The sequence below is a fragment of the Pantoea sp. ME81 genome, assembly GCF_903970985.1.
Lineage (GTDB): Bacteria > Pseudomonadota > Gammaproteobacteria > Enterobacterales > Enterobacteriaceae > Pantoea > Pantoea communis.
Genome location: NZ_CAJCKS010000019.1, coordinates 14,915 through 30,467 on the forward strand (window position 1 = coordinate 14,915; position 15,553 = coordinate 30,467).

The following is a 15,553-nucleotide window of genomic DNA, read 5'->3' on the forward strand; positions in this document are numbered from 1 at the left end:
GCTTACTGCCCTTCTCGCTTCGCCTCGTCACGCAATTCGCGGCGCAAAATTTTGCCCACGTTGGTCTTCGGCAGCTCATCTCTAAACTCGATAATCTTCGGCACTTTGTAGCCGGTGAGCTGACGGCGGCAATGATCCAGCACTTCTTCTTTCGTCAGTGACGGATCCTTTTTAACGATGCACACTTTCACCGCTTCGCCGGAAAGGTCGCTGGGAACACCGATTGCGGCGGCTTCGCGCACTTTCGGATGCTGCATCAGCACATCTTCGATTTCGTTAGGATACACGTTAAAGCCTGACACCAGAATCATGTCTTTCTTACGATCGACGATGCGAATAAAACCTTCGCCATCAACGGTAACAACATCACCGGTGTGCAGCCAGCCATTTTTCAACACTTCTTCGGTGGCATCCGGTCGCTGCCAGTAACCGACCATCACCTGTGGACCACGAATACAGAGTTCACCCGGTTCACCTGGCGCCACATCGTTATCTTCGTCATCGACGATACGCACATCCGTGGAGGGTACAGGAAGACCGATGCTGCCGGTGTGGCAAGTGATGTCATACGGATTGACCGATACCAGTGGTGAACATTCAGTCAAACCATAACCTTCGAGCAGATAATGCCCGGTGAGTTTTTCCCAACGCTCAGCCACGGCCTTTTGCACGGCCATGCCGCCGCCAGCAGAAAGACGCAGCGTGGAGAAATCGAGCTTATTAAAGTTTTCGTCGTTGAGCAGCGCGTTAAACAGCGTATTGACGCCGGTAATGGCGGTGAACGGGAATTTGCTTAGCTCTTTGACAAAACCGGGGATATCACGCGGATTGGTGATCAGCAGGTTGGTACCGCCGAGATCGAGAAACAGCAGGCCGTTTACCGTTAACGCAAAGATATGGTAGAGCGGGAGTGCCGTGACCACCTGCTCTTTGCCCGCACGCAGCAGTTTGCCATAAGTAGCTTTGGTCTGCTCCAGGTTTGCCTGCATGTTACCGTGAGTTAGCATCGCGCCCTTGGCGACGCCGGTGGTGCCGCCGGTGTATTGCAGGAATGCCAGGTCACTGTTAGACAGCGTCGGACGCTGGTAAGTCATCTGCGCGCCCTGCTGCAGTGCGCTGCGGAATGGCACCGCACCTGGCAGATGGTATTTCGGCACCAGCTTCTTAACATACTTCACCACGAAATTGACCAGCGTGGCTTTGACCGGGGCAAGCTGGTCACCCATGCGCGTCAGCATCACGTGCTTGATCGGCGTTTCCGCGACGACTTTTTCCAGCGTGTGGGCAAAGTTGGACACAATGACAATCGCGCTGGCGCCACTGTCATTCAGCTGATGTTTCAGCTCACGCGGCGTGTAGAGCGGGTTAACGTTGACCACCACCATACCCGCACGCAGCACGCCAAACAGCGCCACCGGATATTGCAGCAAGTTTGGCATCATCAGCGCCACGCGGTCGCCCTGCTTCAGGCCCAACCCTTGTTGCAGCCAGGCCGCAAAGTCACGACTTTGTTTATCCAGCTGACGATAGGTCATCGGCTGACCCATATTAATAAACGCCGTTTGATCGGCATACTGCAATGCTGCGTGCTCGAAAAGTTCGACCAAAGAGGTATAACGGTCCGCATTAATCTCCGCAGGAACATCTGCCGGATAGCGTTTAAGCCAAACCTTATTCAAAGAATCACCCCGATATTCTTGTTGCGTAGCCATCGCCGCCTCTGCAATCAGTGTTGTTAACAATATTTTAACTGATTGTACCAGTTTGCCTGTTTCGGCATTTTCAGGTTGCGAAGCGCATCACTAAATTTCGCGCATCGGTTGCGCGCCCAATAAAAAAGCCCGGTCGCGAGCACCGCGACCGGGCCGTCAAATAATGAAGATGAATTATTCGGTCAAGATAGTTTCCACCTGCGCGGGACCGGTATTCATGTTCATCCCCCAATAAGGATTAGGCCCCCAGTAACCCGGATGACGACGCGTTGGCCCATACCAAATCCAGGGATCGATAGGCTGCGGTGGCGTCATCACCTGCTGAGTCAGGTGCCAGCGCTGATAGCCGCGCACATCCACCACCACAAAGTTGTAGCTGGCTTTACCAATCTCACCCTTTTCGGTACCTTTGATATTACCCAGTACCGTGACGTACTGATTGTTCAGATCCACCGGATCAACAAAACCGCGAATGTCGGCGAAAATACGCCCAACCGATGCGGAACCTAAACGCGGCCGCGCACTGTCATCCAGCGGTTGGGTGGCGATCTCCAGGCGCGTCACGCCCGTCAGATTGGTGACTTTCACCACTTTACCGCCAAAACGTGACTCCTGACCGACATACAGCTGCGGCGCATTCATCACGCGTAATAAATCTTGCTGTGGAAGTTGAGAACTCCCTTTAATGGAATCTGGCACCGAAACGCAGCCGCTGAGCAACAGCGCGCAGGCTAACAGAGCGCCAGACATCCCTTTACGACTTATTGGCATAGCACTTCTCCTGTTATTTCTCAGTTAGACTGGGCGCTTACGGAATAGTTGCGTGGCGCTTAACGGCCCGGCAACTTTTTCCATGCCACTTCATTACGCAGGTAAACCGGCTCGGCATTCTCCACCGCCACCGACTCACCGCGCTGCCAGGCACTCAATGCCAGCGGCAGCATATCCTCCGCTGCTGGCAGCGTCACTTCTGTGGTCACTAAGGTTGCGCCCGTCGAGCTTAACAGATGCGGATAAGCCGCCCAGCCGGTGCCGACCGTTGCCCACTCGCCGCTTAGCTGGGCAATGCGCGCCTGCACATCTTCGGGTTTCAATACGGCTTCCGATTCTGCACCTTGCCATTCACCGTTAGCATCACGCTGGTATTCGGCCCAGTAAACCTCGCCCATACGCGCGTCGATGGCGGCCAGCACGCGTTCAGCACCGGTTAAGCGCCATGCGCCCTGAGCCATAGTCGCGAGAGAAGAGACGCCGATCATCGGCAAGTTCGCGCCCAGCGCCAGCCCTTGCGCAATACCAATGCCAATGCGCACGCCAGTGAAACTACCCGGTCCACGGCCAAACGCCAGCACGTCAAGCGCAGTCAGATCCAGCTGCTGCGCCTGCAACAGCTCCTGGACCAGCGGTAAGATGCGTTGGGTGTGATCGCGCGGGGCGATTTCAAAGCGGGCATCGATCTGCTGCTGATTGAGCAGCGCGGCAGAACAGGCTTCTGTCGCCGTGTCCAGAGCTAAAATTCGGGCGGACATAACAACCTCTGAAAGTCAAAATGGCGCGCATCTTAACACAGCCTGGCACAAATTAGTGCTTCTCTGGCTGGCGGACGAAAGCGATGGCGCGCTGCAAATCGCGGGTACGCGGCGTGGGTGGCAGACTATTGAGGAACAACCCGCCATACGGACGCGATACCAGGCGCTGATCGCAAATCACCAGCACGCCACGATCGTCAGTATCACGAATCAAACGGCCAACCCCCTGCTTCAGGGTGATAACCGCATCCGGCAGTTGCACATCATTAAAGGGATCGCCGCCACGCAGGCGACAATCTTCCATGCGCGCTTTCAGCAACGGATCTTCCGGCGAAGTAAACGGCAGCTTATCGATAATCACCAGTGACAGCGCATCGCCACGCACATCAACGCCTTCCCAGAAACTGCTGGTCGCCACCAGCAAGGCGTTGCCGGCCTCGAGGAACTGCTTCAGCAGCTGGCCTTTACTGGTTTCTCCTTGCAACAACACCGGCAAAGTCATCGAGGCACGAAATTCGGCGGCCAGTTCGCGCATCATCTTGTGCGAAGTACAGAGGAAGAAGCAGCGTCCTTTATTGGCATCGATCAGCGGTTTCATCATCTGTGCCAGCTTACGGGCACCGCCGGGTTGATTGGGTTCCGGCATATTGCGAGGCACACATAACAGCGCCTGCTGAGTGTAATCGAAAGGACTGTCGAGAATCATGGTGGTGGCTTTATCGACGCCCAATCGGCTGGAGAAGTGGCTCATCTGCTCATTCACCGCCAGCGTGGCGGAGGTGAATACCCACGCCGCTTTACGGTTATCCATCACTTCACGAAAACGTTCGGCCACCGATAGCGGGGTTAACGCCAGCGTAAAGTGGCGGCTGGTGCACTCATACCAGTAGCTAAAGCCGGGTTCATCAATGGCGCGCAGGCGTTTCAGACGGGTGCGATACAGTGCCGCGCGTTCGAATGCCGCGTCCAGCAACGCCGAACGCCCCAGCGACAATTTGATGACGTCGTAGCAAAGCTCCAGCGCATCATCCAGCAGGGTCAACATGCGCATGATGTTGTTGTCGCTTAGCAGGTCACGCAGATTGCCGCGAAAACCCGGCTCGCCGAGCGTTAAACGGAAATCCTGCGCGCACTGTGCCAGACGGTCGGCTGATTTCTGTAGCTGCTGCACGTCGCGCACCTCAGTGCGATAGGCAATAATGATGTCTTTGGCGAGGTCCTGCAGTTGGCGGCTCGAAAGTTGCTGACCAAAGTATTGACTGGCGATATCGGGTAACTGATGCGCTTCATCGAAGATCATCACATCCGCTTCCGGGATCAGCTCGCCAAAACCACCCTCTTTGACCACCAGATCGGCAAGGAACAGATGATGGTTCACCACCACCACATCGGCATCCATGGCTTTTTTACGCGCTTTCACCACAAAGCAATCTTTGTAGAGCGGGCAATCGCTGCCGAGGCAGTTATCGTTAGTGCTGGTGACAAACGGCCAGATCGGACTGTCTTCGGCCACGCCGGAACAGCTGCTGACATCGCCATCTGAAGTTTGATTTGACCAGCTGCGCACGTTGATCAAATCCCCAAGCGCCTGTACGGTGAGATCGCCACCGGTCTGATTCTGCTGTTCCAGACGTTCGATGCATAAATAGTTGGAACGTCCCTTCAGCAGGGCAGTTTTACCGCTGAACTTCAGGGCACGAGCAATGGTGGGCAAATCGCGGTTATACAGCTGATCCTGTAGTGCTTTGGATCCGGTCGAGATAATGACCTTTTTTTTCGCACGCAATGCGGGTGCCAGATAGGCATAGGTTTTACCGGTACCGGTGCCGGCTTCGACCACCAGCTCACCGCCCTTCTTCACCGCTTCCATGACCGCTTGCGCCATTTCACGCTGCGCGGCACGCGGTTTGAAACCTGGAATAGCCTGCGCCAGCGCGCCATCAGCTGCAAAATCGTCTGCCACACATCCTCACCGATTGGTCAAAAACACTGTAATTATGTCAGGATTCCCCTGAGGCGACCACAACAGATGACAGCGCCCTACAGGATATGGCAGGCTAGCGCAGCGAAATTACAGGAGAACACCATGACCATTACGCGTATTGATCCCGCACCCCGCATGTCAGAAGCCGTTGTGCATAACCAGACCGTCTATTACACCAGCGTGCCAGAAAATCTGGATGACGATGCCGAAGCGCAAACCGCCAACGCGCTGGCGGTGATTGACGCGATTCTGACCCGAGTCGGATCAGACAAAAGTAAGATCCTTGATGCCACAATCTTCCTGGTCGATAAAGCTGACTTTCCGGCCATGAACCGTGCATGGGATGCGTGGGTTTCACCTGACAACGCGCCGGTGCGTTGCACCGTGCAAGCCGACTTGATGAATCCGAAGTACAAAGTGGAAATCAAAATCATCGCCGCACTGTAACCCTTTCGGGCGTTATTCGTCTTCTTCGTCGTCTTCGAACATCGCCCGAATCGATTCACCCTGATAGCTCTGGCGGATCTCGTGTGCCACCTGCGCAATCGCCTGACCACTCGCCATGCCACCCGCCATCAATTCCTGGATACGTTCCACAGCTTGCTGCTGCTGTTCATGAGATAAAGCCGGAAGACCTGTAAACATTATTTGCTCCTGGTGCAAAGGGGGGACGCATTATTCCATGAGGAACAAACAGGTGCCAGCGACAAAAAAATGTGCCAGGCTACGCGCCTGCTTGTTGGATTAATTAGCCCGATGATCGTAAACACCCTTAACCTGAAGTATACGCCGGATGCGCTGTTGCACCGTTTTTCTGCGCTTGCTCATCGTCCCTGGGCGATGTTGCTCACCTCTGGACATGCCGACCATGCCGATAATCGTTTTGACATTTTAACGGCGGATCCCCTTGCCACGCTTACCACGCGTGGCGAGATGACGGAAATCGACTGTGATGGCAAGGTGATCCTCTCCGCCGATGATCCACTGCACCTGGTGCAGCAACAGTGCGAAATGCTGGGAGCGACTCCACTGTTTGATGCTGATCTGCCTTTCCAGGGCGGCGCGCTGGGTTTGTTTGGTTATGATCTGGGACGCCGCTTTGAAATCTTACCGCAGCGCGCTGAGCAGGATCTGACAACCCCGGATATGGCAGTCGGCATCTACGATTGGGCTTTGATCGCGGATCATCATCAGCAAAAACTCACCCTGATTTCACTCACCGATGCCGGGCAACGCTGGCAGTGGTTGCAGGCACAAGCGATTCCGCAGCCTAAAGCTTTTGCGCTAACCAGCGACTGGCAGTCAAACCTTAGTTTTGATGAATATGCCGCGCGTTTTGCACAGGTTCAACATTACATTCAGGCCGGTGATTGCTATCAGGTGAATCTGGCGCAACGCTTTCAGGCTCGCTATCACGGCGACGAGTGGCTGGCCTTTTTACGACTCAACCGTGCCAACCGCGCGCCCTTCAGTGCATTTATCCGCTTGCCTAAGAGCGTCATTCTTAGCCTGTCACCGGAACGCTTTCTCTCATTGCAGCAGCAGGAGATTGAGACCCGACCGATTAAAGGCACTTTGCCACGCTTAGCCGATCCAGAAGCCGATCGCTTGCAGGCTGAGAAACTGGGCCATGCGGAAAAAGATCGCGCCGAGAACCTGATGATTGTCGATTTGCTGCGTAATGACATTGGCCGCGTGGCAGAACCTGGTAGCGTCAGCGTTCCTGAGCTGTTTGTGGTTGAACCTTTCCCGGCGGTGCATCATCTGGTGAGCACAGTACGAGCGCGACTGCCTCAACATCTCGGCGCAACCGATCTCCTGCGCGCCTGTTTCCCCGGCGGCTCCATTACCGGTGCACCAAAAATTCGCGCTATGGAAATTATTGAGGAACTGGAACCGCAGCGCCGCAACGCCTGGTGCGGCAGCATCGGTTACATCAGCCTGTGTGGTCGCATGGATACCAGCATCACTATCCGCACGTTAATCGCTGAAAATCAGCATCTCTATTGTGCGGCAGGTGGTGGCCTGGTGGCGGACAGCGATGTGGAGCTGGAATATCAGGAGACCTTCCACAAGGTCAATCGTATCTTGCCCAGCCTGAGCGGCGAGGTTTAAATGAGCCTAACGCTTGACCAGTTCCTGAACCGCTTCGTGCTGCAGCCTCCTCTGAGCGCATCCAAAAGCGTGATCAGCGGCCGGCGAGCGGCCGTGTTGGTACCGGTGATCGACGGTGCTGAACCGGGATTACTGTTGACGCGTCGCTCTTCACACCTGCGGAAACACGCGGGCCAGGTAGCGTTCCCCGGCGGCATGCAGGATGCAACAGATGATTCGCTCATTCACACCGCACTGCGTGAGGCCGAAGAAGAAGTCGGCATTCACCCCGCTCAGGTTAGCGTCGTGGGTATCTTACCGCCCGTGACCAGCAGCACCGGTTTTGCCGTCACGCCGGTGGTCGGCATTATTCCCGCGGACCTGCCTCTCAATATTAATCCTGACGAAGTGGAAAGCACCTTCGCGATGCCGCTGGCAGAAGCCCTGCGTCTCAGTCGCTACAGTGGACTCACCTTGCGCCGTGGTCATCGTCAGCATCAGGTGTGGTTATCGTGGTATGAGGATTATTTTATCTGGGGCATGACCGCCGGGATTATTCGCGCATTAAGTCAGCAAATCGCCCTTCCCTGAGTTCCGCGCTGCATGTTACTTCCGCCATAAACTCGATCCACTTCACAACCGCAGAATGGGATAACTATTTCTGTGGCTTATAATTAGTTTATTTCATGCGAAAAGCTGCTCGCTGAGTCACGCGGGCGATTACTATTAGCCGCATAAACGGCCTCAGCCGTACAGAATAAGATTTGTGAGGAGTGTCACCGGTGATTAGTGTTTTTGACATGTTCAAAGTGGGCATTGGCCCATCCAGTTCACATACCGTAGGTCCGATGAAAGCGGGCAAGCAGTTTGTTGATCTGCTGGCCGAACAGGGCAAATTGCAAGACGTGACGCGCATTGCCGTCGACGTCTATGGCTCGCTGTCGCTCACAGGTAAAGGTCACCATACCGATATCGCCATCATTATGGGGCTGGCCGGCTTTGAGCCCGCCACCGTGGATATCGATAGCATTCCCGCTTTTATTAAAGACGTCGAGCAGCGCGAGCGCCTGCTGCTGGCGAACGGTGCACGTGAAGTCGACTTCCCACGCGAAGGCGGCATGGTGTTCCGCAGCGAAAATCTGTCGTTGCATGAAAACGGCATGACGGTTTTCGCCTTTGCCGGCGATCTGTTGATCCTGACCAAGACCTACTACTCCATCGGCGGCGGATTTATCGTTGATGAAGAGCATTTCGGCCAATCCGTACTGGATGAGGTCTCGGTGCCGTATGCGTTCAACTCTGCCAAAGAGTTGTTGAGCCACTGCCATGAAAGTGGATTGTCCCTTTCCGGTTTGGTGATGAAGAATGAGCTGGCGCTGCACAGCCGTGAAGACATATATGCCTATTTCGGCAACGTCTGGCAAACCATGCAGGCCTGTATCGATCGCGGCTTAAATACGGAAGGCGTATTGCCGGGTCCACTGCGCGTGCCGCGCCGCGCTGCCTCGTTGCGTCGTTTACTGGTTTCTTCTTCCAAGCACTCCAATGACCCGATGAACGTGATTGATTGGGTCAACATGTTTGCCCTGGCGGTGAATGAAGAAAATGCCGCCGGTGGACGTGTGGTCACCGCGCCAACCAACGGCGCCTGCGGTATCGTCCCTGCGGTGCTGGCCTATTACGATCACTTTATTGAGACCGTGACGCCGGACATCTTCATCCGTTACTTCCTGGCCTCGGGTGCCATTGGCGTGTTGTATAAAATGAATGCCTCGATTTCAGGTGCTGAGGTGGGCTGTCAGGGCGAAGTCGGTGTGGCCTGTTCGATGGCTGCCGCTGGCCTGGCGGAGTTGCTCGGCGCCAGCCCGGAGCAGGTGTGTGTCGCCGCTGAAATCGGTATGGAACATAACCTGGGATTAACCTGTGATCCGGTGGCAGGTCAGGTGCAGGTGCCGTGCATCGAACGTAATGCTATCGCCTCAGTGAAAGCCATCAATGCCGCGCGCATGGCGTTACGCCGTACCAGTGAACCACGTGTTTCACTGGATAAGGTGATCGAAACCATGTACGAAACCGGTAAAGACATGAATGCCAAGTATCGTGAAACCTCACGCGGCGGTCTGGCGATCAAAGTTCAATGTGATTGACCAGATGTGTTGAAAAAATAATCAATTAGATTTTTTTCTGCATCTCACGCTACCTCCCTGTGAGTAAACCAGATACATTAATTTGCGCGCGGCCCTTAGTGGCCGCGCTGTTTTTTAGTGCCGCTTTTTTTCTCTGCGGTGCGCTAAACCTGGCCGCCTCAATGCCGATAACCTACACGTTAATTTGGCTTCAATTTTTGTTTTGCAAGGTGGTTACTGATGCTCATTCCCCAGCAATTTGTCGGTCAATTTCGCCGTAAGCGTTTGCTTATCGCGTTGGTGATCGCGGCGCTGGTTCTGATTCTCACGCTGACTTTTCGTTATATCGAAGAGAAATCGCGTATTGAGCAGCAGTCCCTGAATTTTGCCAGTCGCGCCATTGAGCGCTTTGACCGCATGTTCTCCCCGCTGGATGTCTCCGCCAACAACACGCTTGGGCTGGTTGGCGTGCCTTGCGCACAAGTTCGCTATCCGTTAATCGAAAAGATTTCTTCATTGCAGACCGTGCGCACCATCCTGCTGGTGCAGGATGACAGTATTTACTGCTCCAGTATTTACGGCCCGCGCAATATTTCGTTTAGCCAGACCTATCCGGAGTTGGCGATTAATAATCAGCGCATGATGCTGACCACCGATAATTATCTGCTGAAAGGCTCACCGGTCTTGGTGCTGTGGACACCCAAATCGCTGGATAATCGCGATGGGCTGCTGCAGGTTATCAATGTGGAATTGATGACAAATTATCTGCTGGAGCCGCAGTTACCCTGGGTCGAACGGGCTATTTTTAATGTCGGCGGACAGAGTCTGGAATATGGCAATCCGTTGATTGAAGAGACAGTGCCATCGGAAGATGAAGTGGCTTTTGATCAGGCTTCACTGCGTTACCCCTACAGCATTACCTTGTATGGCCCTTCTCCGGCACGTCTGGCGTTGCATACGCTGCCTTCCCAATTGCCGCTCGCAGTGTTGCTGAGCTTGCTGATGGGTTATATCGTTTGGTTAGCCACCGCGAACCGCATGAGCCTCAGCTGGCAAATCAGCTATGGCATTACCGCGAATGAATTTATGGTTTACTGTCAGCCGCTGATCAATGCCAAAAGTGGTGAGTGCGATGGCATGGAGTTGCTGTTGCGCTGGCACAATGCGCGTCAAGGCTGGGTTGCGCCGGATGTGTTTATCCCGCTAGCCGAGCGCCAGAACCTGATAGCACCACTGACGCGCTTTGTGTTAGCCAAAGTGGTAGATGAGTTGCCTAACCTGCCGCAATGTTCTTCTTTCCATATTGCGATTAACGTTGCCGCCAGCCATTTCCGCGATCGTGCGATTGTCGAGGATCTGCAAAGTATCTGGTGGCCCGCTAACCCGCTGCCGAAGCTGGTGGTCGAGTTGACCGAGCGCGATGCGCTGCCGGTGATTGATCAATCTGTGGTGTCGCAGTTGCATGAGATCGGCGTGCGCCTGGCGATTGACGATTTCGGTACCGGACACAGTTCCCTTGCCTACCTGAAAGACCTGAAGCCAGACGTGCTAAAAATTGACAAGATTTTCACTGCGGCCATCGGTACCGACGCGATTAACGCCACGGTGACAGATATGGTGATTTCGCTGGCGCAGCGTTTGAACATTGCGTTAGTGGCTGAGGGTGTGGAAACCGCGGAGCAGGCACACTATCTGCGTGAGCGCGGCGTGGATCATTTACAGGGCTATTATTACGCCCGTCCAATGCCCATCGAAGATTTCCCTGTGTGGCTGGAGCAGCATCAGGCGCATTTAAGGGCCTGATGTTGGGGGGCTGTGCCTGGTGGTGCGTTCCAGCCGGTAAAGGGGGATGTTCCGTAAAGACGGCGTGAATACATCCCTGTAGCCTCGGACGCCGCATCCCTGCTGCGTACGCTTTACTCCTCATCCCCCTTTACCGGCTTCATGTGGCATTTTTGCGGTCTGTACAACGCTGTACCTGGATTAGGTTAATCGCGTGGAGCGTTTAACATACTCGTTCATGACCTATTCCTCAGAGAAAGTGTGGAAGGTGTCAACGCCATTCAGGGCGAAACACATACTGGTTAATCACATCTTCCTCAGTGAGTGAGTAAAATGTGCCAACGCTATTTAGGACGGGTCACAGAAATAAAAAAGGCCGATATCGTGGATATCGGCCTTTTCGATGACAATTAACTTAGCGCTTACGCCTCATGCTCTTCATCTTCATGCGGCTTATCTTTGGTTACGCGCACCAGGTCGATACGATAATCCGTAGCCTCAATGATTTGGAAATGCAGCGGCGGCAGGTCGATGATCTCACCAGGCTGCGGCAGTTGGCCTTTCTGGGCAATCAACAGACCCGCCAGCGAGGCATGATCTTCTTCCCGGTCCACCAGCTCATGGTGGTCGAGCAACTGCTGCAGTGAGTGCAGATCGGTACCGCCCTTCACTAACCAGCCATCACCATCCGCGATAATATCGGGCGTTTCATCTTCATCCGGGAACTCACCGGCAATCGCTTCCAGCACGTCCAGTGGGGTAATCAAACCTTGCACCACACCAAATTCGTTGGTGACGATGACAAAGCTGCCTTTAGCGCGGCGCAGTACGCCCAGCAGGTTGATCGGATCCAGCGTTTCAGGCACCACTATCGCCGGAGTGGTAGCAGCAAACGTCGCCACGTCCATACCATGCTCCAGCGCCACCAGCAGTTCTTTGGCGCGCACCACGCCGATAATCTCATCTAACTCACCTCGGCACACCGGGAACAAACTGTGCGGCGTGTCGAGGAGCTGAATACGGATTTCATCCACCGGACGTTCAGCATCCACCCATGAGATATTGCCGCGTGGCGTCATGATGCTACGAATGGAGCGCTGTGACAGCGTCAACACGCCGTTGATCATATAACGCTCTTCGTCTTTAAATGCTTCCTGTGGCATCGCCTGCGTCAACGAAGCTTCTTCAGTGGTTACCGGCTGATGACGCTGGCGACCGCCCATCAGGCGCAAGATCGCTTCAGCGGTGCGTTCTCGCATCGGCCGATGTTCCTGATGGCGAATAAAGTTACGACGCGCAATTTGGTTGAACAGCTCAATCACAATCGAGAAGCCAATTGCGGCGTACAGATAGCCTTTTGGAATGTGGAAACCGAAGCCTTCCGCCACCAATGACAAACCAATCATCAGCAGGAAGCTTAAGCACAGCACCACGACCGTCGGATGGGCATTGACGAAGTTGGTCAACGGCTTCGAAGCCAACAGCATCACACCCATGGCAATCACCACGGCGGTCATCATCACCGGCAGATGGTTAACCATCCCCACTGCGGTAATCACCGCATCAAGCGAGAATACCGCGTCCAGCACCACAATCTGGATCACCACGGCCCAGAAGCTGGCATAACCTTTGTTGCCCTGATGTTCCATGCCGCGGTTTTCCAACCGCTCATGCAGTTCCATGGTTCCCTTGAATAACAGGAACAAACCACCGAACAACAGAATTAAATCTCGCCCGGAAAAACTGAAATCGCCTACGCTGAATAGGGGTCGCGTCAATGTCACGATCCAGGAAATCAGCGACAGCAGGCCCAATCGCATCACGAGAGCGAGTGACAGACCGATCAGACGCGCTTTATCACGCTGTTTCGGTGGCAGCTTGTCCGCCAGGATGGCGATGAACACCAGGTTGTCGATGCCGAGAACGATCTCCAGCACGATCAGCGTTAGCAAACCCGCCCAAATTGAGGGGTCGAAGAGAAATTCCATCAATGACTCCTTACAACACAGAGGGGCGAACGAGATTGAGCCTGCGCGGTGAAGCGAGACGAGAGATCGTTAGCAAATGAGGTCACGCTGAAGAGCGTTGTAGTGTGCGCCAGAAAGCGCTGAGAACATGTTGAGCGACGTCGGTGACGGTCCATATAGGTGAGCTGAAGCCCGATACTCCTGAATATTAAACAGAACGCTAATGTATCAGTTACATCAACAACGTCAAAAAATTTTATTACATTTACAAACAACTGCACAAACGCAGGAATAACGAACATAAATGCAATTTTGCAGCGTTACGCTCGAAATAGCTGACAAACATCACATAAATTATTTTTTCGCACACTAAAATAAATCGCGACCTTACTGCTGTGCAGCGGACAGTTTCGGAACATTTATTGATGCGACTCTTCATCTTAGACCTAAACGATCCACCTGAATCAACAACGGTAATTCTCAATGATTCCCGGCAATGCCAGAGAATCTCTCATGCGAACGGAGGTAGCAAGTGACCATTGCTATTGTAATTGGTACACATGGCTGGGCGGCAGAACAGCTGCTTAAAACAGCAGAAATGTTGTTGGGTGAGCAGGAAAATGTCGGATGGATTGATTTCGTGCCCGGCGAAAATGCAGAAACGCTAATCGAAAAGTATCAGGCGAGACTGGCAGAACTCGACACGTCGAAAGGCGTGCTGTTCCTGGTGGATACCTGGGGCGGCAGTCCATTCAACGCGGCGAGCCGCATTGTGGTGGATAAGCCGGATTATGACGTCATCGCCGGGGTGAACATCCCGATGCTGGTGGAAACCCTGATGGGCCGCGATGATAATCCATCCTTTGAGGAATTGATTCATATTGCCGTGGAAGCCGGCCGCGAAGGTGTTAAAGCCCTCAAGACCGAAACCCCTACCCCGGAAGCTGCAGCACCCGTTGCCGCACAAGCCCCGGCGCAACCGCAAAAGCCTTTGGCACCGGGCGAGCACATGAAGATCGGCCTGGCGCGCATCGATGACCGTTTAATTCACGGCCAGGTGGCAACCCGCTGGACCAAAGAGACCAACGTGACTCGCATCATCGTCGTCAGTGATGAAGTGGCTAATGACCATGTGCGTAAAACGCTGCTAACGCAGGTGGCCCCTCCTGGCGTGACAGCACACGTGGTGGATATTGCCAAGATGATCCGCGTGTGGAACAACCCGAAATATGGCCGTGACCGCGTGATGCTGCTGTTCACCAATCCAACCGATGTGGAACGGATTGTTGAACAAGGCGTGGATATCAAGTCGGTCAACATCGGCGGCATGGCATACAAACAGGGTAAAACCCAGGTCAACAACGCAGTTTCGGTCGATCAGAAGGACATTGAAGCCTTCCGTAAACTGAATGAACGCGGTATTGAGTTGGAAGTGCGTAAAGTTTCAAACGACCCAAGACTGAAAATGATGGACCTGATTGCCAAGGTCAATCAGTAGTTCGCTTTTGCCTGCGCTGGCGGGCGAATACTTGAGACCTTGCTGAGGAGAAAAGCAATGGAAATAACCACGCTACAAATCATCCTGATATTTATTGTGGCTTGTATTGCCGGGATGGGATCGATTCTTGATGAGTTCCAGTTCCACCGTCCACTGGTGGCCTGTACCTTGATTGGTGCGGTTCTGGGTGACATGAAAACCGGTATCATCATCGGTGGTACCCTGGAAATGATCGCGCTGGGCTGGATGAACATCGGTGCGGCAGTTGCACCCGATGCGGCACTGGCCTCCATCATTTCGACCATTCTGGTTATCGCAGGTGGCCAAAGTGTTGGTGCGGGTATCGCACTGGCGATTCCTCTGGCAGCAGCCGGTCAGGTTCTGACCATCATCGTCCGTACCATCACCGTTGCCTTCCAGCACGCTGCCGATAAGGCCGCCGAGAAAGGTAATCTGAGCGCCATCAGCTGGATTCACGTCTCTGCACTGGTATTGCAGGCGATGCGTATTGCAATTCCAGCCCTGATTGTGGCGATTTCAGTGGGTACCAGTGTGGTACAAGAACTGTTGAGCTCCATTCCAGAAGTGGTCACCAACGGTCTGAACATCGCCGGTGGCATGATCGTGGTGGTCGGTTACGCGATGGTCATCAACATGATGCGCGCAGGCTACCTGATGCCGTTCTTCTATCTGGGCTTTGTGACGGCGGCCTTCACCAACTTCAACCTGGTTGCTCTGGGCGTGATTGGTGTGGTCATGGCGGTGCTGTATATCCAGCTGGCGCCGAAATATAACCGTACAGCAGGCGCAGCCGCTGCCGGTCCTGCACACAATGACCTCGACAACGAACTCGACTAGGAA

At 54.1% G+C, this 15,553-nt stretch carries 13 protein-coding genes; 7 read left to right on the forward strand and 6 right to left on the reverse strand.

Annotated elements, in window-relative coordinates:
* Positions 1-2 precede the first annotated feature (2 nt).
* The 4 genes from fadD to H7A81_RS05590 all read right to left on the reverse strand — a co-directional run bounded on the left by fadD (position 3) and on the right by H7A81_RS05590 (position 5,204).
* On the reverse strand, positions 3-1,679 hold the full coding sequence (fadD, locus tag H7A81_RS05575) for a long-chain-fatty-acid--CoA ligase FadD (protein WP_182056969.1): 1,677 nt from the start codon (positions 1,677-1,679) through the stop codon (positions 3-5).
* A 207-nt stretch (positions 1,680-1,886) separates the two neighbouring features.
* Positions 1,887-2,483, reverse strand: coding sequence for a Slp family lipoprotein (locus tag H7A81_RS05580; RefSeq protein WP_034828738.1), 597 nt, complete (start codon positions 2,481-2,483; stop codon positions 1,887-1,889).
* A 59-nt stretch (positions 2,484-2,542) separates the two neighbouring features.
* Complete coding sequence (gene tsaB / locus H7A81_RS05585; protein ID WP_182056956.1) at positions 2,543-3,241, reverse strand: tRNA (adenosine(37)-N6)-threonylcarbamoyltransferase complex dimerization subunit type 1 TsaB; 699 nt, start codon at positions 3,239-3,241, stop codon at positions 2,543-2,545.
* A gap of 52 nt (positions 3,242-3,293) precedes the next feature.
* The gene (locus H7A81_RS05590; RefSeq protein ID WP_182056957.1) at positions 3,294-5,204 is read right to left on the reverse strand and encodes an ATP-dependent DNA helicase; all 1,911 of its coding nucleotides are present in this window, start codon (positions 5,202-5,204) and stop codon (positions 3,294-3,296) included.
* 123 nt (positions 5,205-5,327) lie between these two features.
* Here H7A81_RS05590 and H7A81_RS05595 point away from each other — a divergent pair, with 123 nt between their 5' ends.
* On the forward strand, positions 5,328-5,672 hold the full coding sequence (locus tag H7A81_RS05595; protein ID WP_034828732.1) for a RidA family protein: 345 nt from the start codon (positions 5,328-5,330) through the stop codon (positions 5,670-5,672).
* 12 nt (positions 5,673-5,684) lie between these two features.
* On the opposite strand, the gene H7A81_RS05600 is transcribed toward H7A81_RS05595, so the two are convergent.
* On the reverse strand, positions 5,685-5,870 hold the full coding sequence (locus tag H7A81_RS05600) for a YoaH family protein (protein WP_034828730.1): 186 nt from the start codon (positions 5,868-5,870) through the stop codon (positions 5,685-5,687).
* Positions 5,871-5,981: 111 nt separating this feature from the next.
* On the opposite strand from H7A81_RS05600, the gene pabB reads away from it, so the two are divergent.
* From pabB to H7A81_RS05620, 4 genes are all read left to right on the forward strand, one after another.
* Entirely contained in the window at positions 5,982-7,340 is a 1,359-nt protein-coding gene (gene pabB, locus H7A81_RS05605; protein ID WP_182056958.1) for an aminodeoxychorismate synthase component 1, read from the forward strand.
* Positions 7,341-7,910, forward strand: coding sequence for a CoA pyrophosphatase (locus tag H7A81_RS05610; RefSeq protein ID WP_182056959.1), 570 nt, complete (start codon positions 7,341-7,343; stop codon positions 7,908-7,910).
* A 191-nt stretch (positions 7,911-8,101) separates the two neighbouring features.
* Positions 8,102-9,466, forward strand: coding sequence for an L-serine ammonia-lyase (locus H7A81_RS05615; protein WP_058962469.1), 1,365 nt, complete (start codon positions 8,102-8,104; stop codon positions 9,464-9,466).
* 219 nt (positions 9,467-9,685) lie between these two features.
* Positions 9,686-11,248, forward strand: coding sequence for an EAL domain-containing protein (locus tag H7A81_RS05620; protein WP_182056960.1), 1,563 nt, complete (start codon positions 9,686-9,688; stop codon positions 11,246-11,248).
* Between the two features lie 401 nt (positions 11,249-11,649).
* On the opposite strand, the gene H7A81_RS05625 is transcribed toward H7A81_RS05620, so the two are convergent.
* A complete protein-coding gene (locus H7A81_RS05625; RefSeq protein ID WP_034828721.1) occupies positions 11,650-13,215 on the reverse strand; it encodes a TerC family protein in 1,566 nt (521 codons plus the stop codon).
* Between the two features lie 511 nt (positions 13,216-13,726).
* Between H7A81_RS05625 and manX the strand changes: the two genes are divergently transcribed.
* The gene (gene manX / locus H7A81_RS05630; RefSeq protein WP_166932318.1) at positions 13,727-14,692 is read left to right on the forward strand and encodes a PTS mannose transporter subunit IIAB; all 966 of its coding nucleotides are present in this window, start codon (positions 13,727-13,729) and stop codon (positions 14,690-14,692) included.
* Positions 14,693-14,749: 57 nt separating this feature from the next.
* Positions 14,750-15,550 (forward strand): PTS mannose/fructose/sorbose transporter subunit IIC, encoded by an 801-nt coding sequence (locus tag H7A81_RS05635; RefSeq protein ID WP_034828717.1) that lies wholly within the window; start codon positions 14,750-14,752, stop codon positions 15,548-15,550.
* The last annotated feature ends 3 nt before the right edge of the window (positions 15,551-15,553 follow it).